The 18684-nt window shown below is 68.7% G+C and carries 18 protein-coding genes; 12 read left to right on the top strand and 6 right to left on the bottom strand.

What is annotated here, in order from left to right; translation table 11 throughout:
- The first annotated feature begins 2 nt into the window (after positions 1-2).
- The 5 genes from BLR51_RS16245 (at position 3) to BLR51_RS16225 (ending at position 5272) form a co-directional block, all read left to right on the top strand.
- Entirely contained in the window at positions 3-833 is an 831-nt protein-coding gene (locus BLR51_RS16245; protein ID WP_089848921.1) for a hypothetical protein, read from the top strand.
- 191 nt (positions 834-1024) lie between these two features.
- Positions 1025-1912: a 5-bromo-4-chloroindolyl phosphate hydrolysis family protein gene (locus tag BLR51_RS16240; protein WP_089848919.1), complete on the top strand. Its 888-nt coding sequence runs from the start codon at positions 1025-1027 to the stop codon at positions 1910-1912.
- 30 nt (positions 1913-1942) lie between these two features.
- The gene (locus BLR51_RS16235) at positions 1943-3145 is read left to right on the top strand and encodes a toxic anion resistance protein (RefSeq protein WP_089849087.1); all 1203 of its coding nucleotides are present in this window, start codon (positions 1943-1945) and stop codon (positions 3143-3145) included.
- Positions 3146-3148: 3 nt separating this feature from the next.
- Positions 3149-4126, top strand: coding sequence for a DUF2927 domain-containing protein (locus tag BLR51_RS16230; RefSeq protein ID WP_089848917.1), 978 nt, complete (start codon positions 3149-3151; stop codon positions 4124-4126).
- 15 nt (positions 4127-4141) lie between these two features.
- Positions 4142-5272 carry an SPFH domain-containing protein gene (locus BLR51_RS16225; RefSeq protein ID WP_089848915.1) on the top strand — a complete coding sequence of 377 codons (1131 nt, stop codon included), beginning with the start codon at positions 4142-4144 and terminating at the stop codon, positions 5270-5272.
- 3 nt (positions 5273-5275) lie between these two features.
- On the opposite strand, the gene BLR51_RS16220 is transcribed toward BLR51_RS16225, so the two are convergent.
- Positions 5276-5563: a cupin domain-containing protein gene (locus BLR51_RS16220; protein WP_089848913.1), complete on the bottom strand. Its 288-nt coding sequence runs from the start codon at positions 5561-5563 to the stop codon at positions 5276-5278.
- On the bottom strand, positions 5553-6122 hold the full coding sequence (locus BLR51_RS16215) for a hypothetical protein (protein WP_089848911.1): 570 nt from the start codon (positions 6120-6122) through the stop codon (positions 5553-5555). Before BLR51_RS16215 ends, BLR51_RS16220 begins: the two co-directional genes overlap by 11 nt.
- Before the next feature lie 118 nt (positions 6123-6240).
- Between BLR51_RS16215 and BLR51_RS16210 the strand changes: the two genes are divergently transcribed.
- The 3 genes from BLR51_RS16210 (at position 6241) to dtd (ending at position 8733) form a co-directional block, all read left to right on the top strand.
- Positions 6241-7320 carry a TFIIB-type zinc ribbon-containing protein gene (locus tag BLR51_RS16210; protein ID WP_089848909.1) on the top strand — a complete coding sequence of 360 codons (1080 nt, stop codon included), beginning with the start codon at positions 6241-6243 and terminating at the stop codon, positions 7318-7320.
- Between the two features lie 73 nt (positions 7321-7393).
- A complete protein-coding gene (locus tag BLR51_RS16205) occupies positions 7394-8293 on the top strand; it encodes a carbohydrate kinase family protein (protein ID WP_089848907.1) in 900 nt (299 codons plus the stop codon).
- Positions 8290-8733 (top strand): D-aminoacyl-tRNA deacylase, encoded by a 444-nt coding sequence (gene dtd, locus BLR51_RS16200; RefSeq protein ID WP_089848905.1) that lies wholly within the window; start codon positions 8290-8292, stop codon positions 8731-8733. Before BLR51_RS16205 ends, dtd begins: the two co-directional genes overlap by 4 nt.
- 9 nt (positions 8734-8742) lie before the next feature.
- Here dtd and BLR51_RS16195 read toward each other — a convergent pair whose 3' ends face one another.
- A complete protein-coding gene (locus BLR51_RS16195) occupies positions 8743-10071 on the bottom strand; it encodes an Ig-like domain-containing protein (protein ID WP_089848903.1) in 1329 nt (442 codons plus the stop codon).
- Positions 10072-10336: 265 nt separating this feature from the next.
- Complete coding sequence (glpD, locus tag BLR51_RS16190) at positions 10337-11929, bottom strand: glycerol-3-phosphate dehydrogenase (protein WP_089849085.1); 1593 nt, start codon at positions 11927-11929, stop codon at positions 10337-10339.
- Positions 11930-12056: 127 nt separating this feature from the next.
- Between glpD and BLR51_RS16185 the strand changes: the two genes are divergently transcribed.
- Genes BLR51_RS16185 through BLR51_RS16175 form a run of 3 tightly spaced genes read left to right on the top strand, consistent with a single transcriptional unit; the run spans position 12057 to position 13916 of the window.
- The gene (locus BLR51_RS16185; protein WP_089848901.1) at positions 12057-12530 is read left to right on the top strand and encodes a DeoR family transcriptional regulator; all 474 of its coding nucleotides are present in this window, start codon (positions 12057-12059) and stop codon (positions 12528-12530) included.
- Positions 12531-12577: 47 nt separating this feature from the next.
- Complete coding sequence (locus BLR51_RS16180) at positions 12578-13150, top strand: DUF4202 domain-containing protein (RefSeq protein WP_089848898.1); 573 nt, start codon at positions 12578-12580, stop codon at positions 13148-13150.
- Between the two features lie 55 nt (positions 13151-13205).
- On the top strand, positions 13206-13916 hold the full coding sequence (locus BLR51_RS16175; protein ID WP_089848896.1) for a CbiX/SirB N-terminal domain-containing protein: 711 nt from the start codon (positions 13206-13208) through the stop codon (positions 13914-13916).
- Positions 13917-13972: 56 nt separating this feature from the next.
- On the opposite strand, the gene BLR51_RS16170 is transcribed toward BLR51_RS16175, so the two are convergent.
- Together BLR51_RS16170 and BLR51_RS16165 are read right to left on the bottom strand one after the other, a co-directional pair.
- Positions 13973-14599 (bottom strand): META domain-containing protein, encoded by a 627-nt coding sequence (locus BLR51_RS16170; RefSeq protein WP_089848894.1) that lies wholly within the window; start codon positions 14597-14599, stop codon positions 13973-13975.
- A gap of 30 nt (positions 14600-14629) precedes the next feature.
- The gene (locus BLR51_RS16165; protein ID WP_089848892.1) at positions 14630-15106 is read right to left on the bottom strand and encodes an Lrp/AsnC family transcriptional regulator; all 477 of its coding nucleotides are present in this window, start codon (positions 15104-15106) and stop codon (positions 14630-14632) included.
- A 105-nt stretch (positions 15107-15211) separates the two neighbouring features.
- Between BLR51_RS16165 and putA the strand changes: the two genes are divergently transcribed.
- Positions 15212-18640: a bifunctional proline dehydrogenase/L-glutamate gamma-semialdehyde dehydrogenase PutA gene (putA, locus tag BLR51_RS16160; RefSeq protein ID WP_089848890.1), complete on the top strand. Its 3429-nt coding sequence runs from the start codon at positions 15212-15214 to the stop codon at positions 18638-18640.
- Positions 18641-18684: the final 44 nt, after the last annotated feature.

Genomic DNA, 18684 nt, shown 5'->3' with positions numbered 1-18684 from the left:
CCATGTCCCACCCCGTCCCCCCTTCGGCCCGGAAAAGGCGCAGCGGCCCGCTTGAGGCAGCGCCGCTCCTGCTGTTTCTGGCGGCCTTTCCGCTGATCCTGCTGCTGTTTCACGGCACCGCCACCTCGGCCTTTGCCGCCGTGCTGCAGCTTGTGCTGCTGGCGCTGGCGCTGCGGCTGATCCATCGCGGCCAGCAGGTGGAGGAGGACTGGTTTCAGAACAGAACTGCCCGCCCGCCGCGCCTGCCGCGCAAGACCATCGGATCGGCGCTGATCGGGCTGACGCTGCTGCTGCTGGCGGGGCATCATTTTGCCACGCTTTGGCTGCCGCTGGGGTTTGGCCTGCTTGGCATGGCGCTGAGCCTTGCCGCCTTTGGCCGCGATCCGCTGCGCGGCAGCACCGCCGTGCAGGACCGCGCGCGGCGGGCCCAGATCGAGGCCGCGCTGGGGCGGGTGGAGGCTGTGCTGAAACAGCAGGTGGACAAGGCCGCAAGCCTTGGCGATGCCGAAATCGCCGGACGCGCCGAAGGCCTGCGGATCACCGTCATGGCGCTGCTGCGCGCCCTGTCCGAAGATCCCGCCGAGGCCAAGCGCCTGCGCCGCCCCGTCGCGCGGTTTCTGGACCTGTTCGCCGCCGAAAATGACCGGCTGCACGCCGCATGGGAGACGGAGGACCGCGCCAAGGCCCGGCTGCGCTATCTGGCGCGGATTGCAGCCCTTGGCGAGGCGTTCGAGGACCGCGCCCGCGAAACCGGTCTGGCGCAGGGCCGCGACGCCTTCGAGATCGAGGCGGACCTGCTCTGGACAAGGATGTACCGCCACCGCGCCGCGTGATCGCCGACTGCCCGGCATTGTCAAAGCTTTCCCCTAGCAAATCGCGCGCTAAGCCCTTAAGTTCCTGACCGAACCGAGGAAGACCAGCCGGGGGGCGACATGTCCGACAAGGCCTTGCGCAAGGTCGCTTATGTGCTTCTGATCGTGCTCCTCTTCGGGGTCTCTTCCGGCTGGCTGGGGGGGCTCTGACCATGGCGCAGCGATTTGGCGGCAAACACAGCCCCGGCCGCCCCGATCCCGAAACCCCGCAGGAGACGCCGCCGCAGTATCACGGCGCCAAGGTCGATCCCGTGGGCGCCCGGTCCAACGTGCTGTTTTTTCCGCCCATCGTGCTGGCCGCCACCTCGCTCAATGACGGGGCCACCGGGCTGGCGCTTGGCCTTCTGGGGGCGGGGGCGCTGCTGCTGGGGGCGTGGCTGCTGCGCGACGGCCTGCGCGCGCAGGCGGCCTATGACTCGCGCCGTGTGGCCCGCCGTCCCGCCATCCCGCGCAAGATTTTTGCCGCCCTGCTTGCCGGGGCCGGTGTGGGCCTCGCCGCCTTCAAGGCTGATCCCGGCCTGCTGGCGCCGCTGATCTACGGCGCCTCTGCCGGCGCGCTGCATCTGGGCGCCTTCGGGCTTGATCCGCTGCGCGACAAGGGGCTGGACGGGGTCGACACCTTTCAGCAGGGCCGCGTGTCGCGCGTGGTCGACGAGGCCGAAGCCTACCTGACCGCGATGGAAGAGGCGGCGCGCCGCTCCGGCGACCGTCAGGTGGAGGCGCGGGTGGAACGGTTTCACCTCAGCGCGCAGGCTCTGATCCGCACGGTGGAAGAGGATCCGCGCGATCTGTCCGGTGCCCGGCGTTATCTGGGTGTCTACCTGATGGGCGCGCGCGATGCGGCGGTGAAATTCGCCGACATCTACAGCCGCACGCAGGATGCGGGCGCCAAGGCGGATTTTATGCAGCTGCTCACCGATCTTGAACAAAGCTTCGGGCAGAAGACCCGCAAGCTGCTGCTGGACAGCAATGCCGACCTGACCGTCGAAATCGACGTGCTGCGCGGCCGGTTGCAACGCGACGGCGTCCGGCTCGACTGAGCGGATGCCGCAGAACAGATAGGAATGGACATGTCCGACCAGGTGAAAACGAAAGCACAGGATGCCGTGGCGCTTGTGGACGAGGTCAATTCGGTCGTGCTGCCGGATCCCTCCCCCGCCGAGGATGTCGTGTCGCTGGAGACCGCAAGCCCCGAGATGAGCGAAGAAATCCGCGCCCGCATGGACGAGATCGACATGGGCGACACCCAGTCCATCGTCTCCTTCGGCTCTGCCGCGCAGGCCGAACTGCAGGAAATCAGTCAGGCGATGCTGGCCGATGTGCGCAACAAGGATGTGGGGCCTGCGGGCGACAGCCTGCGCGACATCGTCACCACCATCCGCGGCTTTTCGGTCAGCGAGCTGGACGTGCGCCGCAAGCAGAGCTGGTGGGAAAAGCTGGTGGGCCGCTCCGCGCCTTTTGCCAAGTTCACCGCGCGCTATGAACAGGTGCAGGCACAGATCGACCGGGTGACCGACACGCTGCTGAAGCACGAACATGCGCTGCTGAAAGACATCAAGTCGCTGGATCTGCTCTATGACAAGACGCTGCAGTTCTATGACGAGCTGGCGCTTTACATCGCGGCGGGCCAGCAGAAGCTGGCCGAACTGGACAACGTGACCATCCCCGCCAAGGAGGCCGAGGTGCAGGCCGCCAGCCCCGACGCGCAGGTGATGACCGCGCAGCAGCTGCGCGACCTGCGCGCCGCGCGCGACGATCTGGAACGCCGGGTGCATGACCTGAAGCTGACGCGGCAGGTCACCATGCAGTCGCTGCCGTCGATCCGGCTGGTGCAGGAAAACGACAAGTCGCTGGTGACGAAGATCAACTCGACCTTGGTCAACACCGTGCCGCTGTGGGAAACCCAGCTGGCGCAGGCGGTCACCATCCAGCGCAGCGCCGAAGCCGCCGCTGCGGTGCGCGACGCCAATGACCTGACCAACGAACTGCTGACCGCCAATGCCAAGAACCTGCGCGACAGCAACACCGCCATCCGCACCGAGATGGAGCGGGGCGTGTTCGACATCGAGGCGGTGAAACAGGCCAATGCCGATCTGATCGCCACCATTCAGGACAGCCTGCGCATCGCCGACGAAGGCAAGGCCCGTCGCGCCAAGGCCGAAGAAGAGCTCAAGCGCATGGAGGGCGATCTGCGCGACACGCTGTCCTCGGCCAAGGCGCGCGGCACCGGCACCGGTGACACCACCGCCACCTCCGTTCCGGCCGGGGCCTGAGCCATGCGGCGCGGGCGGCTTCTGCTGTCATCTCTGCTCTGCGCGGCGCTGGCCGCCTGCGGCGGGTCCGAGCCTGCGCCGCGCCCCCCCGTGGTGGCGCCGCCGTCGCGCCCTGCCCCGGTAGCCCCGGAGCCCCCCGCGCCCGATCCCGCGCCGCTTCGCCGGTCGCTGGCCAGCGTCGATCTGGAAACCTATTACAACCGCGTGCAGACCGATCTGCTGGCGCGCGGGCTGTTGCGCACCGATGGCGGCGGCGCCGACACGCCGGTGACCGACACCATGCTGCAGCGCAATTTCGAACGCATCGCGCTGGCCGAGGAATACGAGCGCGGACAGGGGCTGCGCCCCTCCAAGGGCGAACTGGGCCGGGTCAAGAAATGGCTCAAGCCCGTGCGCGTCACCGCCGAATTCGGCACCCATGTGCCCGCCGACATGCAGGTGCAGGCGCGCAACGAACTGACCGGTTATGTCAACCGGCTGGCGCGGATCACCGGCCATCCCATCGCCATGCAGTCCAGCGCCGCCAATTTCCACGTGCTGTTCATGAGCGAGGATGACCGCGCGCAGATCGCGCCGCGCATCAAGGCGCTGGTGCCCGATGTGAACCCGTCGGCGCTGGCGATCTTCGACAACCTGCCGCGCGGCGTGCACTGTCTGGTGATCGCCTTTTCCGACACCTATAACGGCCATGATTACGGGCAGGCGATCGCGGTGATCCGGTCCGAACACCCGCCGCTGCTGCGCCGGTCCTGCATCCATGAAGAGGTGGCGCAGGGGCTGGGGCTGGGCAATGACAGCCCGCAGGCGCGGCCCTCGATCTTCAACGATGATGACGAATTTGCGCTGCTGACCTCCATGGACGAGAAGCTGCTGCAGATCCTTTATGATCCCCGGCTGAAGCCCGGCATGGATGCCGACACCGTGCGCCCCATCGTGCAGGAGCTTGCCACCCGGCTGACCGCGCCGCCGGGATCCAGCTGATACAAGGAGTCCCCCATGGGCATTCTCGATTTCCTTTCCGGCCAGTTCATCGACGTCATCCACTGGACCGACAACACCCGCGACACGATGGTGTGGCGGTTCGAACGGGAAGGCCACGAGATCAAGTATGGCGCCAAGCTGACGGTGCGCGAGGGCCAGACGGCGGTCTTCGTGCATGAAGGCCAGCTTGCGGATGTGTTCACCCCCGGGCTTTACATGCTTGAGACGAACAACATGCCGATCATGACTTCGCTTCAGCATTGGGATCACGGCTTTCGCTCGCCCTTCAAATCCGAGGTGTATTTCGTCAACACCACCCGGTTCAACGGGCTGAAATGGGGCACCAAGAACCCGATCATCTGCCGCGATCCGGAATTCGGCCCGGTGCGGCTGCGCGCCTATGGCACCTATTCGGTGCGGGTCAGCGACGCCTCCCGCTTCCTGCGCGAAATCGTGGGGACGGATGGCGAATTCACCTCCGACGAGATCAGCTTCCAGATCCGCAACATCATCGTGCAGGAATTTTCCCGCCTCATCGCGGGTTCCAACATTCCGGTGCTGGACATGGCCGCCAACACCGCCGATCTGGGCCGGATGCTGGCCGAAGGCATTTCCGCCACCATCGCCGACTACGGGCTGAGCCTGCCCGAGCTTTACATCGAAAACGTCTCCCTGCCCGCAGCGGTGGAGCGGGCGATGGACAAGCGCACCTCCATGGGGGTGATCGGCAATCTGGACGCCTATACCAAGTTTCAGGCCGCCGAGGCGCTGGCAGCCGAAGGCTCCGCCGCTGGTCAGGCCATGGGCACCGGCTTTGGCGCCGGGCTGGGCATGGCCATGGGTGCGCAGATGTCCGGGGCACAGCAGGCAGGCGCGCAGCCCGGCCCTTGGGGCGCCCGCCCCGAGGCGGCAGCGCCGCCGCCCCCGCCGCCGCCGGTGGAACATGTCTGGCACATCGCCGAAAATGGCGCGACCAGCGGGCCGTTTTCCAAGGCCCGGCTGGGGCGCATGGTCACCGAAGGCAGCCTGCGCCGCGACAGCCATGTCTGGACCCAGGGTCAGGATGGCTGGAAGCGGGCGGAGGATGTGGCGGAGCTGGCGCAGCTGTTTACCGTGATGCCGCCCCCGCCGCCTCCGGGGGTCTGAGGCTCAGCGCAGGAATTCCACCTCGACAAAGCTCATCGGGGCGGTGCCCGCGTTGATGACGTTGTGTTCGGTCCCCGCCTCGCGGCGATAGGCGGCGCCTGCGGGGGTCGTGACCTCGCGCACCTCGCCGCCGGGCAGTTCCAGCCGCATGGTCATGTCGGTCAGCGCCACGATGACATAATCGTAATCATGCACATGCCAGCCGGTCTGGGCGCCGGGGGCGAAATCGAAGCGGGTCACGCGGGTCTGGTCGTGGGACAGCAGCGGGGTGGCGGTGGCGTCATCGCACATGGGGCGGCTCCTTTGGCACGGGGGAAAACGCGCCCATCAGCATCGGCGCGCGGCAGGCATCGGACGGAAAGCGGTAGGCGTCGTCACGCTGCGCCGGAAAGGGCCGGTCGGGCGCCACCTGCGACATCTGCAGCAGCCGTCCGTCCAGACACAGATCCTGCGCCGCGTTGCCGATGTTGAACCCGAATCCGCCCGCTCCGCAATCGGTGCCGAACCCGTCCATGTTCCAGGCCTGCGGCATCAGCGCATCGGGGCCGTAGACCGCAAAGGCATCGCGCTGCGGATGGAAGGTCAGCCGCCATGTGGTGTCCTCGGTCAGCATGCCCAAGGCCCAGCGACCAATGGGGGCACCGTCGCGGAAGCCTTCGATCACGAAACAGTCCACATCCTCGGCCACCACCACGTCCCGTTCGGCCATGGCCGCGTCAAAGGCCAGCGCGCCGCGCAGGGAATAGCCGCCGCCGCCCTGCCAGTCGAAGCGCCATGTCAGATTCTGGGCATGGGCAGCCCCGGCAAGCGCCAGCGTGGCCAGAACGGCCATCAGGGAAAATCGGGTCATCACAGGCTCTGCATCTGCTCCGGTCGCCCCGACCCTAACCGCTGTCGCGCCCAAGGAAAACAGGTTCCCTCCGCCCTTCGCCCGGCCTAGGGTGGCGCCGCCAGACAGGAGCCCTGCGATGAACGAGGAACACCGCTTTCCCTGCGACAATTGCGGCGCCGATTACCGCTATGACCCGGCCACGGGCGAGCTGATCTGCGACCATTGCGGCGACCGCCACGGGATCGAAGGCGCGGGCCCATGGGACAGCGGGCTGCGCGAGCTGGATTTCCACGCCGCCCTGCAGAACCTGCTGCCCCTGCAGGAGATGGAGGATCTGCGGGTCACGCAATGCCCCAATTGTGGCGCGGAGGTGGAGTTTTCCCCCGACACCCACGCCACGGAATGCCCGTTCTGCGCCACGCCCGTGGTCACCGACACCGGCACGCATCGCCAGATCAAGCCGCGCGGCGTGGTGCCTTTCCTGCTTGACGAGGCGGCGGCGCGCAAGGCGATGACCGACTGGCTGGGCGGGCTGTGGTTCGCGCCGGGGGGCCTGCAGGATTACGCCCGCAAGGGGCGGCGGATGCAGGGCATCTATGTGCCCTACTGGACCTTCGACGCGCAGACCGCCTCGCGCTACAGCGGCGCGCGCGGCACGGTCTATCACCAGACGCGGCAGGTGATGCGCGACGGCAAGATGACCACGCAGCGCGTGGCCAAGGTGCGCTGGACGCCGGTGTCGGGCCGCGTCGCGCGGTTTTTTGACGACGTGCTGGTGCTGGCGTCAAAATCCCTGCCGAAGAAATTCACCGACGCGCTGGAGCCATGGGATCTGAGCCGGCTGGAGCCTTACAAGCCGCAATACCTCGCCGGGTTCCGGGCCGAGGGCTATCAGGTCGATCTGGACAGCGGCTTTGCCGAGGCGCGGCAGATCATCGACCGCCAGATCGCGCGGGATGTAAAATTCGACATCGGCGGCGACCAGCAGCGTATCACCCGCATCGACACCGACGTGTCGGCGGTGACCTTCAAGCATATCCTGCTGCCGGTCTGGCTTGCCGCCTACAAATACCGGGGCGAAACCTACCGGTTTGTGGTCAACGGCACCACCGGGCGGGTGCAGGGCGAACGGCCATGGTCGGCGTGGAAGATCGCGCTGGCGGTGGTGCTGGGGCTGATCTTGGCGGCGGGCATGGGCTATGTCATGTCGCGCTGACGCCGCGATTCCGGGCCTTGTGCCGCCCGCGGCGACAGGGCAGTTTCGGCGCTAACATTCAAGGGAGTGCACCATGATCCTCTGCTGCGGAGAATCGCTGATCGACATGCTGCCGCGGCAGACCGCCAGCGGCGAGACCGCCTTTGCCCCCGTCGCGGGGGGTGCGGTGTTCAACACCGCCATCGCGCTGGGGCGGCTTGGCGCGCCTGCGGGCTATTTCGGCGGCCTCTCCACCGATCTGTTCGGCCAGATCCTTGATGGCGCGCTCAGCACCTCGCGGGTGGATGCCAGCCTTGCGCGCCGGTCGGCCCGGCCCACCACGCTGGCCTTTGTCACCCTGACCAACGGGCAGGCGAGCTATGCGTTTTATGACGAGATGACCGCAGGCCGCATGCTGACCGAAGACGACCTGCCCGATCTGGGCGACGGCACCGAGGCGCTGTTTTTTGGCGGCATCTCGCTGGTTTCGGAACCGGGGGCCGATGCCTATGCCGCGCTGTGTGCGCGGTCCGGCGACCGGGTGGTGATGATCGACCCGAACATCCGCCCGAGCTTCATCACCGATGAACGCCGCTACCGCGCCCGGCTGGGCACCATGCTGCGCCGCGCCGACATCGTGAAGATCTCGGACGAGGATATGGACTGGCTGGGCACCACGCCCGACGCGCTGCATGCCGATGGCGCGGCACTGGTGCTGATGACCCGCGGCGCCGCCGGGGTACGCGCCAGCACGACCGAGACCAGCTTCGAAGTGCCTGCCGTCCGGACAGAGGTGGTGGACACCGTGGGCGCGGGCGACACGTTCAATGCAGGCCTGCTGGCCGGGCTGTCGCAGGCCGGGCTGCTGACCCGCGCGGCATTGCGCGCGGCCACGCCCGAGGCGCTGCGCCCGGCGGTGGAACTGGGCGCGCGTGCGGCCGCCATCACCGTCAGCCGGGCGGGTGCCAACCCGCCATGGGACCACGAGCTGTGAGGCTTCTGATCCAGCGCGTCACTCAGGCGCAGGTGGCGGTGGAGGGCGCCGTGGTCGGCGAAATTGGGCCCGGCCTGATGATCCTTGTCTGCGCCATGGCAGGCGATACCGATGCCGAGGCGGAGCGGCTGGCGGCCAAGGCCGCCAAGCTGCGCATCTTCCGCGACGCAGGCGACAAGATGAACCTGTCGCTGCTGGACACGGGGGGTGCGGCGCTGGTGATCAGCCAGTTCACCCTCTCCGCCGACACGCGCAGCGGCAACCGCCCCGGCTTTTCCAGCGCCGCCGCCCCGGCAGAGGGCGAGCGGCTTTACACCCGCTTTGCCGCCGCCCTGTCGGCGCAGGGCATCCCCGTCGCCACCGGGCGCTTTGGCGCCGACATGAAGGTGTCGCTGGTCAATGACGGCCCGGTCACCATCTGGATGGACAGCGACAGCTGAGCGCTCCGCTTACTGCTGCGACATGCACCTGTGCGGGTCGGTCTTGGCCTCCGGGGCCAGCCCTGCCGCATCCGCCGCGCTTTCGGCGGCCTCCCCCTCCACCGCCACACCGACCGAGGTCTGGGTGTCCACCGTCAGCGTCCCGGTGGTGGTGGCGCGGTTGCCAGCCGCATCGGTGGCGGTAACGGAAATGCCGGTCTCGTAGATGCCCATGCGCAGATCGTCGGGCGGCACGGTCAGCAGCCATGCCCCCTCCCCGTCCGCCATCACGCTGTGGCTGCGCCCGTCCAGCACCAGCGTGATCGCCGCATCGGGATCGGTCTGGCCGGTCAGGGCGAGGCCGCCCGCCTCTTCCGCCGCATTCACCCCGCCATTGAAGGTGATCGGCCCGCCAAGGCTGACCGACAGGTCGGTGTCGATCTGAAAGCCATGCGTGGCGGTGGCGCTGTTGCCCTCCGCATCGGTGGCGGTGACCTTTGCTTCGGTCGCATAGCTGCCCGAGGCGAGATCGGAAAAGGCCACGCTCCAGCTGCCATCCGCTTCGGTCAGCGCCTGCTGGCTGAGCCCGGCCAGTTCCACCATCACCATGGCCCCCGCCTCGGCCATGCCGGTCAGCAGCACGCCCGTGCGCAGTTCTTCGGCGCGGAACGCCTCCTCGCCGGTCAGCGGCAGGGGCGCTTCCATCTGCCGGTCTTCGGGCGGCGCGGTCATCTCGCATTCGGTGGCAATTCTGTGGGTCCGCGTCAGCGCATTGCCCGACAGGTCGGTCACGGTCACCTCCGCCTCGCCCAGCCAGCCCTCTGCGTCTGGTGCCGTCAGCAGAAGCGACCAGCGGCCATCCGGGGCCACGGTCGCGGCGTGATCCCGGCCCGCCACGGTGACGCTGACGCGCGATCCCGCCGGGGCGGTGCCGGTCAGGCTCAGCCCCTCCTCCCGGTGATCGACGGTCATCAGGTCATCGCCGGATTCTGCCGCGATGCTCCGCAGATGCGGAAGCGGCAGCGCGTCGGTCAGCCGCAGCACGGATCCCCGGTCAGCCGGGGCGGCAAGGTCGCTGCCGCGCAGGACCGGCAGCAGCATGGCGCCTGACCGCACAAACAGCTCCGGCCGGTCGGGACCGGCAAAATACCCGACCAGCAGCAGCGCCGCGCCATCGGCCAGCACGATCCGCAGATCCTCGCCGGACTGGCGAAAGCTCTGGATGTCAGCCGGATCAAGATCGAACGAGATCTGGCTGCCCGGCGCCGCGTCGATCACCCCCTCCTGACCGCCGCCGCCCGCATGCCCGCTTTCAACCGCACCCGCACGGGTCCGGATCACGAAACCAATCGCATCCATGAGATTACACCGCTCCCCTCGGGCCGCCCTTTTTTGCTGCCGGCAGCCTGTTTATTCTGTCCCTGAGACACCTTATTTTGGCCATATTCTTCAGTTTCGAAACTGTCGAGGCCATCGCAGCGGTCAAACGGACCGCTGACGTTGCCATAAAGTCGCAAACCCGACCTTGCGTCAAGGACCGCGAAACGGGGGTTCTGTGGGGAAAACGGCAGGAACGGGCAGGATCATGGCCTGCCCGCAGCCCCGCTGCGGCACGGCGCCGGGATCATTCGGCGGCGGCAGGCTCCTGCCCGCGCAGACGGGCGTCCATCCAGATCTGCAGATCAGCGGCCTGCGCCGCCGTCACCCGCAGCCCCAGCTTGCCGCGCCGCCACAGCACATCCTCGGCGGTCAGGGCAAATTCCCGCTCCATCAGCCAGAGCACCTCGCGCTCGGTCAGCGTGGCGCCAAAATCGCGGCCCAGATCGGCGGCAGACTGCGCGCCCTCCAGAACCTGCCGCGCCTCGGTGCCATAGGCGCGCACCAGACGCTTGGCCCATACCCCGGTCAGAAAGGGGTGATCCGCGCAAAGATCCTGCACCAGCCTGTCGACCCCGCCGACCAGAAAATCACCCCCCGCCAGCGGCACGCCAGCGGTCCAGTCGCCGCGCGGCACGTCCAGCACCGTGGCGATGCGCGCCAGCGCCTGTTCGGCCAGACGGCGATAGGTGGTGATCTTGCCGCCAAAGACGTTGAGCATGGGGGCGCCGTCATTCTCTTCCAGCGCCAGAACATATTCGCGGGTGGCGGCGGTGGCACTGCTGGCGCCATCCTCATAAAGCGGGCGCACGCCGGAATAGGTCCAGACCACATCCTCGGCGGAGAGCTGGCGGCGGAAATAGCGGTTGGCGAAGCCCAGCAGATAGTCCTGCTCCGCCTCGGTGCAGACCGGGCGCTGGTCGGGATCGGGATGCGGCGCCTCGGTGGTGCCGATCAGGGTAAAATCCTCCTGATAGGGGATCGCGAAGATGATCCGCCCGTCCTGCCCCTGCAGGAAATACGCCTTGTCATGGTCAAAGAGCCTGCGCACCACCACATGCGAGCCGCGCACCAGCCGGACGCCATGCGCGGTGGCCTGCTGCCCCAGCCGGTCGCTCAGCACGTCGGAGACCCAAGGCCCGGCGGCATTGACCACCAGCCGGGCGTGATGGGTGCGGCGCTGGCCCTGCGGATCCTCCGTCTCGATCCGCCAGCCGCCGGTGACGGGCTGCGCCTCCACCACCTTGGTGCGGGTCAGGATGGTGGCGCCACGATCCGCCGCGTCGCGGGCATTGAGCGCCACCAGCCGCGAATCCTCCACCCAGCCATCGGAATATTCCCAGCCCCGGCGAAACCCCTCGCGCAGCGGCGCCCCTTCGGGGCTGTTGCGCAGATCCAGCGTGGCGGTGCCGGGCAGCAGCTTGCGCGCGCCCAGATGGTCATACAGGAACAGCCCCAGCCGGATCAGCCATGCCGGGCGCCGCCCCTTCATCCATGGCAGGGCCAGCGACAGGATCCGCGAGGTGGGCGTGTCGCTGTCAAAGCGCATCTCGGGATCCCAAGGCAGCACGAAGCGCATGGGCCAGCTGATATGCGGCATGGCGCGCAGCAGCACCTCGCGTTCGCGCAGCGCCTCGCGCACGAGGCGGAATTCGAAATATTCCAGATAGCGCAGCCCGCCATGGAACAGCTTGGTCGAACTCGACGAGGTGGCCTGCGCCAGATCGCCCTGTTCGGCCAGCGTGACCGACAGCCCCCGCCCCGCCGCGTCACGGGCAATGCCACAGCCGTTGATGCCGCCACCAATGACGAACAGATCGGTAAACTTCGGGTCAGACATGATCGCTCCCTTGCCTGTCAGGGCGGGATGTAGCATTTTCGCGCGAAATGGAAAATAAACGAACAGAAAGGCCATTCGCTTCTGCGCGAATTTCTGCAGGTGCGAAACCCACCGACCACGGGAGATCATGTCGCAGTCGCTTCGTCTCGCCCGCCAGCAGGGCAAGGTCGAGGTCGAGGATCTGGCCGCGCGATTCGGCGTGACCCTGCAGACCATCCGCCGCGATCTGGCCAGCGCCGGACAGCTGCCGCGGGTGCATGGCGGCGCGGTGCTGCCCTCCGGCACGGTCAACCTCGCGCATGAGGACCGCCGCGCCCTGCACCGCGAGGCCAAGGCGGCGATGGCGCGGGCCTGCGCGGCGATGATCCCGCACAAGGCCTCGGTCGCGATCAACATCGGCACCAGCACCGAGGCGGTGGCGCGCGAACTGCTGCACCATAGCGCGCTGCTGGTGGCCGACCAGTCCAAGTTCCAGCGCGCCGCCCCGGCCCGCATCGGCACGCTGGCCGAGGTCGACACGCTGCTGACCGACCGCGCCCCTGCCGCCCCGCTGGCGGAGGTCTGTGCCGGATGGGACACCGCCATCCGGGTCTGTTCCTGACGGCGCGCCCGTGCCACTCTGACCCCCAGCCGCAGAAGGACCAGCCCATGACAGACCACCCGCCCCGCCTTGCCGCGACGCTGACCGCCATCGACGCCGCGAATGCCGCCGATCCCGATACCGGCGAGGGCACCGCCGCCGCCCTGCTATATGGCCAGCGGATGACGGCGGAACTGGACCGGATCTTTCCCGACGCCTCGGAGGTGCTGCGGATCGCGGCGCGCGGGCAGCACGTGGAACGCTGGCTGCTGCCGCGCGACAGCTATCCCGAAGGCCGCGCGGGCTATCTGGAGTGGCGCCGCGAGCAGGGCCGCCGCCACGCGGCGCGGCTGCAGGGCTTCATGGCCGAGGCGGGCTATGACGCCGCCGCACAGGAGCAGGTGGGGCGGATGCTGCGCAAGGAGGGCCTCAAGCGCGACCGGCAGGTGCAGGCGCTGGAGGACGTGATCTGCATCACCTTCCTGAAATGGTATTTCCTGCCCTTCGCCGAGGGCCGCGACGCAGAGGAGCTGGACCGCATCGTCACCCGTACCGCGCTGAAGATGTCGCCCGAGGGCCGGGCGCGGGTGCTGCGGGAGTTCGATCTGCCGGAGCCATTTGTCGCGGCCTTCCGCGCTTGATCGGGGCCGGAGGCGCCTATCTATGACCCGAGCCCATCATCCGCAGGAGAAAGTGATGCCGCAGGACCACCCCCGGAGCGCGCTGATCGTCGCCCATGGCAGCCCGTCGGATCCGGATCCGCAGGAAGCCGCGCTGCAGGCGCTGGCGCAGGCGGTGGCGGCGCATCTGCCCGGCTGGCAGGTGCGCGGCGCCACGCTGGCCGCCGAAGGCGCGTTCGACGCGGGCGTGGCCGCGCTGGAGGCGCCGCTGATCTATCCGTTCTTCATGGCGCGGGGCTATTTCACCGGGCGGGTGCTGGCGGGCAAGGCCGAGGCGCTGGGGCTGCGGCAGATGGAGCCTTTCGGCACCGAACCCGCGCTGATCCCGCTGGCCGAGACGGCGCTGGCCGAGCAGCTGGCCGCGCGCGGCTGGCACGCGGCAGAGACGGATCTGGTGGTGGCCGCGCATGGCAGCGCCGTGTCGCGCACCAGCGCCGACAGCGCCCGGGATTTTGCCGCTGCGCTGCAGGGGCGGATGGGCTTTGCCGCCGCGCGCTCGGGCTATGTGGAGGAGGAGCCCTTCCTGAAGGATGCGGCGCGCAGTTCCCGGCAGGCGATCTGCCTGTGCCATTTTGCGCTGAATGCCGGGCATATGATCGATGACGTGCCCGAGGCGCTGGCTGAGGCCGCGTTTGACGGGCCGGTGCTGCCCGCCTTCATCGACTGGCCGCAGACGCCGCAGCTGATCGCGGAGAGTTTGCGCCGGGCGGTGCCCGTCGCCGCGTGACCGGGATCGCCTGCGGCGTCCCGCTTGCCCGCCTGCCGCCACGCGCGCGGGGGTGATCAGCGCCGCGCGCGGATCACCACCTCGTCGCCTGCGCGCAGATCCAGCCCGCCCTGCGCGTCAAGCCGCACCCCGGTGACCCGCGCCAGCGCGGCAAAAAGCGCCTGTTCCTGTGCCATCACCGGTTCGGGGCAGGCCATGCGGGTGGCGGCCAGCGGCCCCGGCCCCTCCGGCCCCCAGCTGCCGGTGAAGCGGTTGCAGCCGCCGCTGCCGGTGAACCCGCCTTCTTCGTCCCAGAGCAGATCCGGCGCGGATCCGGTCACCGGGGCGCCCGCGATCTCTGTCACCGTCCAGGGCGCGCCGGTGACCGTGGTCATGCCCGAGACCGCGCAGGCGCTGAGCTCGCGGCCTGCCAGCATCACCGTCACCTCGTCGCCCTTGGTCCAGACCCATGTGTCGGGATCCACCTCCGCCACCATGCGCATCCCCGAAGCGGCGGGCTCCTGCCGGAGCGGCAGCGCCACATCCCCCGACAGAAGCTCTGCCCTTTCCCCCGACATGGACAGGCTCAGCCCGCCCTCGGCGCAGGTGATCGCCATCTGCACGGGCAGGCCCTGCGCCCAGACCGGTCCTGCCAGTCCCGTCAGCGCCCCTGCCAGCACCAGTCCCAGACTCCGCTTCGGCATGTCGCGTCTCCTTCTGCTGCGGAGCGGTGGTCAGATGATCTCTGCCAGACCGTCCTCCTTCACCGCCTGCATGGCAACATAGGTCGATGTGGTCGAGACATGCGGCAGGGTGGACAGCTTTTCGGCCAGCACCCGCCGATAGCTGCGCATGTCCGCCGTCCGCACCTTCAGCAGATAGTCGAAATTGCCCGCGATCAGATGCACCTGTTCGATTTCCGGAATGGCGGCGACGGCGCGGTTGAACGCCTCCAGCGACGCTTCGCGGGTGTCGGACATGCGCACCTCGACAAAGGCGACGTGATCCAGCCCCAGCCGGATCGGGTCCAGAATGGCGCGGTAGCCGCGGATCACCCCCAGATCCTCCAGCCGCCGCAGCCGCGCCTGTGTCGGGCTTTTGGACAGGCCGATGCGCCGCGCCAGTTCGGTGATCGACAGCCGCCCCTCTTCGGCGAGGGTGGTCAGGATGGCACGGTCGAACCGGTCGAACTCTTCGCTATCTGCCTGCATCGTCCGGACCCCGCAATTTGGTGAAAGCGCCTGCATCCTGCGCCATAATCAGGCCAACCGCCTGACGCATCGCGGGTAGAATGGCACAAATCTCTGGAGTTCGCCATGCCTCACGACACCCTGCCCGATCTGCGCGCCGCGATGGATGCCGCCACCTATGCGCCCGAGGCGCCGCTTGTGGCGCGGCTGTCGCAGGAGGCGGCGCTGAGCCCTGCGGACCGCGCCGCCATCACCGCGCGCGGTGCCGATCTGGTGCGCGCCATCCGCACCAGCGCCAAGCCCGGGCTGATGGAAGTGTTTCTGGCCGAATACGGCCTGTCCACCGATGAGGGCGTGGCGCTGATGTGTCTGGCCGAGGCGCTGCTGCGCGTGCCCGATGCCGACACCATCGACGCGCTGATCGAGGACAAGATCGCGCCCTCCGACTGGGGGCGGCATATGGGCCGCTCCTCCTCGCCGCTGGTCAATGCCTCCACATGGGCGCTGATGCTGACCGGCAAGGTGCTGGATCCGGCGCGCCGCCCCGGCCCCGCCGGCCATCTGCGCAACGCGGTGAAACGGCTGGGCGAACCGGTGATCCGCAGCGCCGTCAGCCGCGCGATGAAAGAGATGGGCGCGCAGTTCGTGCTGGGCGAGACCATCGAGGCCGCGATGACGCGCGGCGCCCAGCGCGAGGCGCAGGGCTATACCTACAGCTATGACATGCTGGGCGAGGCCGCGCGCACCGAGGCGGATGCCCTGCGCTATCACCGCGCCTATGAGGAGGCCATCGCGGCCATCGCCCGGGCCGCGCGGTCGCAGGACATCCGCGACAATCCCGGCATTTCGGTCAAGCTGTCGGCGCTGCATCCGCGCTATGAGGAGGCGCAGAAAGACGACGTGCTGTGCGTGCTGGTGCCGCGTCTGGTCACGCTCTGTGAGGCGGCGGCGCGGGCCCGCATCGGGCTGAACATCGACGCCGAGGAGGCCGACCGGCTGGCGCTGTCGCTGGACGTGATCGAGGCCGCGCTGGCCGCGCCGCAGCTGTCGGGCTGGCAGGGGTTCGGCGTGGTGGTGCAGGCCTATGGCAAGCGCGCGGGCCATGTCATCGACTGGCTCTACCAGACGGCGGAACGGCTGGACCGGCGCCTCATGGTGCGGCTGGTCAAGGGCGCCTACTGGGATACCGAGGTGAAGCGGGCGCAGGTGCTGGGGCTGGCCGATTTCCCGGTCTTCACCGGCAAGCCCGCCACCGATGTCAGCTACATCGCCAATGCCCGCAAACTTCTGGGCATGACCAACCGCATCTATCCGCAGTTTGCCACCCACAACGCCCATACCGTTGCCGCCGTGCTGCACATGGCAGAGGACAGGTCCGCGTTCGAATTCCAGCGCCTGCATGGCATGGGCGAACGGCTGCACGAGATCGTGCATGAGCGCGAAGCGACGCGCTGCCGCATCTATGCCCCGGTGGGCGCGCATCGCGATCTGCTGGCCTATCTGGTGCGGCGCCTGCTGGAAAACGGCGCCAATTCCTCCTTCGTGAACCAGATCGTGGACGAGTCGGTGCCTGCCGAGGTGGTGGCCGCCGATCCCTTCACCGCTGGCGCCCCCCGCCCGCTGGCGCGCGGCACCGAACTGTTCCAGCCCGAACGGCCCAATTCCGAAGGCTTCGACCTGACCGACCGTCCCACGCTGGCCCGGATCGACGCGGCGCGCGCGCCGTTCCGCGCCCATGTCTGGCAGGCAGGCCCGGTTCTGGCCGTGGCGGCCCCGGCGGGAGAGAGCGAAGAGACCCGCAACCCCGCCCGCCCTTCGGACATCGTGGGCCATGTCACATGGGCCAGCGCCGAGACCGTGCAGGCGGCAGCGGGGGCTGCGCGGGTCTGGGAGGCCCCCGCCGCCGACCGCAGTGCCGCGCTGAACCGGGCCGCTGACCTTTACGAGGCGGAGTTCGGGCAGATCTTCGCCCTGCTGGCGCGCGAGGCGGGCAAGACGCAGGCCGATGCCGTGGCCGAACTGCGCGAGGCGGTGGATTTCCTGCGCTACTATGCCGCCCGCGCCGAGGGCGCGCCGCCGCGCGGCATCTTCACCTGCATCAGCCCGTGGAATTTCCCGCTGGCGATCTTTACCGGGCAGATCGCGGCGGCGCTGGCTGCGGGCAATGCCGTGCTGGCCAAACCCGCTGAACAGACGCCGCTGATCGCGCATCTGGCGGTGACGCTGCTGCACCAAGCGGGCGTGCCCCGCAGCGCGCTGCAGCTTCTGCCCGGCGCGGGCGAGGTGGGGGCTGCGCTTTGCGCGCAGCCAGATGTGGCGGGCGTAGCCTTCACCGGCTCGACCGAGACGGCGCAGATCATCCACCGCACCATGGCCGATCATCTGGCGCCCGGAACGCCGCTGATCGCGGAAACCGGCGGGCTGAATGCCATGATCGTCGACAGCACCGCCCTGCCCGAACAGGCGGTCAAGGCCATCCTCGAATCCGCCTTCCAGTCCGCGGGCCAGCGCTGTTCGGCCCTGCGCTGTCTTTATGTGCAGGAGGACATCGCGCCACATTTCACCGAAATGCTGATGGGCGCCATGGCGGCCCTGCGCCCCGCCGATCCGTGGCACCTGCCCAGCGATCTGGGCCCGGTGATCGACGCCGAGGCCCGCACGGGCATTCTGGACCATATCGCCCAAGCCCGGTCCGAGGGACGGCTGCTGAAAACGCTCGACCTGCCGGACGAAGGCCATTTTGTCGCCCCGACCCTGATCCGCCTGCCCGGCATCGCGGCGCTGGAGCGCGAGATCTTCGGCCCCGTGCTGCATCTGTGCACCTTCCCTGCCCGCGATCTGGATGCGGTGATCGACGCCATCAACGCGCGCGGCTACGGGCTGACCTTCGGGCTGCAGACCCGCATCGACGACCGCGTGCAGCATGTGACCGAGCGGGTCCATGCGGGCAACATCTATGTCAACCGCAACCAGATCGGCGCCATTGTCGGCAGCCAGCCCTTTGGCGGCGAGGGCCTGTCGGGCACCGGGCCAAAGGCGGGCGGTCCGCTTTACGTCGACCGCTTCCGCGCCAGCCCCGCCCCCGTGGCACCCGGCGCATGGGACAGCAGCGATCCTGCCGACCGGCTGCAACATGCGCTTGGCGACCGGGGCACCGCCCCCACGCCGCTGCGCACCGACCTGCCCGGCCCCACCGGCGAGGCCAACCAGTATGTCACCCATCCGCGTGACCCGGTGCTGTGCCTTGGCCCCGGTCCGGAGACGGCAGAGGCGCAGGCGCAGGCGATCCGCGCGCTTGGCGGGGTGGCCGTAACCGCCCAAGGCCATGTCGAGCCCGACACGCTGACCACGCTTGACGGCTTTTCCGCCGCGCTCTGGTGGGGGGACGAAGCCACGGCCCGCAGGCTGCGGCAGGCGCTGGCCCACCGCCCCGGCCCGATCCTGAGCCTTGTCACCGGCGCCCCTGATGCGGGCCATGCCCGCGCCGAACGCCATGTCTGCATCGACACCACCGCCTCGGGCGGCAATGCCGCGCTGCTCAGCGGCAACATGTGACGGCTTTTCCGGCGCGGCCCTCCGCCGCGCCGGATCCGCTTGAC

Source organism: Salipiger marinus (assembly GCF_900100085.1).
GTDB lineage: Bacteria > Pseudomonadota > Alphaproteobacteria > Rhodobacterales > Rhodobacteraceae > Salipiger > Salipiger marinus.
Note: the sequence above shows the minus strand (reverse complement) of the source record. Positions and strands in the feature narration are given on the sequence as shown.

What these genes read in the sequence shown, in the direction of transcription:
- BLR51_RS16245 (WP_089848921.1), top strand. Translation starts at nt 3, where the DNA reads ATGTCCCACCCCGTCCCCCCTTCGGCCCGGAAAAGGCGCAGCGGCCCG.
- BLR51_RS16240 (WP_089848919.1), top strand. Translation starts at nt 1,025, where the DNA reads ATGGCGCAGCGATTTGGCGGCAAACACAGCCCCGGCCGCCCCGATCCC.
- BLR51_RS16235 (WP_089849087.1), top strand. Translation starts at nt 1,943, where the DNA reads ATGTCCGACCAGGTGAAAACGAAAGCACAGGATGCCGTGGCGCTTGTG.
- BLR51_RS16230 (WP_089848917.1), top strand. Translation starts at nt 3,149, where the DNA reads ATGCGGCGCGGGCGGCTTCTGCTGTCATCTCTGCTCTGCGCGGCGCTG.
- BLR51_RS16225 (WP_089848915.1), top strand. Translation starts at nt 4,142, where the DNA reads ATGGGCATTCTCGATTTCCTTTCCGGCCAGTTCATCGACGTCATCCAC.
- BLR51_RS16220 (WP_089848913.1), bottom strand. Translation starts at nt 5,563, where the DNA reads ATGTGCGATGACGCCACCGCCACCCCGCTGCTGTCCCACGACCAGACC.
- BLR51_RS16215 (WP_089848911.1), bottom strand. Translation starts at nt 6,122, where the DNA reads ATGACCCGATTTTCCCTGATGGCCGTTCTGGCCACGCTGGCGCTTGCC.
- BLR51_RS16210 (WP_089848909.1), top strand. Translation starts at nt 6,241, where the DNA reads ATGAACGAGGAACACCGCTTTCCCTGCGACAATTGCGGCGCCGATTAC.
- BLR51_RS16205 (WP_089848907.1), top strand. Translation starts at nt 7,394, where the DNA reads ATGATCCTCTGCTGCGGAGAATCGCTGATCGACATGCTGCCGCGGCAG.
- BLR51_RS16195 (WP_089848903.1), bottom strand. Translation starts at nt 10,071, where the DNA reads ATGGATGCGATTGGTTTCGTGATCCGGACCCGTGCGGGTGCGGTTGAA.
- glpD (WP_089849085.1), bottom strand. Translation starts at nt 11,929, where the DNA reads ATGTCTGACCCGAAGTTTACCGATCTGTTCGTCATTGGTGGCGGCATC.
- BLR51_RS16185 (WP_089848901.1), top strand. Translation starts at nt 12,057, where the DNA reads ATGTCGCAGTCGCTTCGTCTCGCCCGCCAGCAGGGCAAGGTCGAGGTC.
- BLR51_RS16180 (WP_089848898.1), top strand. Translation starts at nt 12,578, where the DNA reads ATGACAGACCACCCGCCCCGCCTTGCCGCGACGCTGACCGCCATCGAC.
- BLR51_RS16175 (WP_089848896.1), top strand. Translation starts at nt 13,206, where the DNA reads ATGCCGCAGGACCACCCCCGGAGCGCGCTGATCGTCGCCCATGGCAGC.
- BLR51_RS16170 (WP_089848894.1), bottom strand. Translation starts at nt 14,599, where the DNA reads ATGCCGAAGCGGAGTCTGGGACTGGTGCTGGCAGGGGCGCTGACGGGA.
- BLR51_RS16165 (WP_089848892.1), bottom strand. Translation starts at nt 15,106, where the DNA reads ATGCAGGCAGATAGCGAAGAGTTCGACCGGTTCGACCGTGCCATCCTG.
- putA (WP_089848890.1), top strand. Translation starts at nt 15,212, where the DNA reads ATGCCTCACGACACCCTGCCCGATCTGCGCGCCGCGATGGATGCCGCC.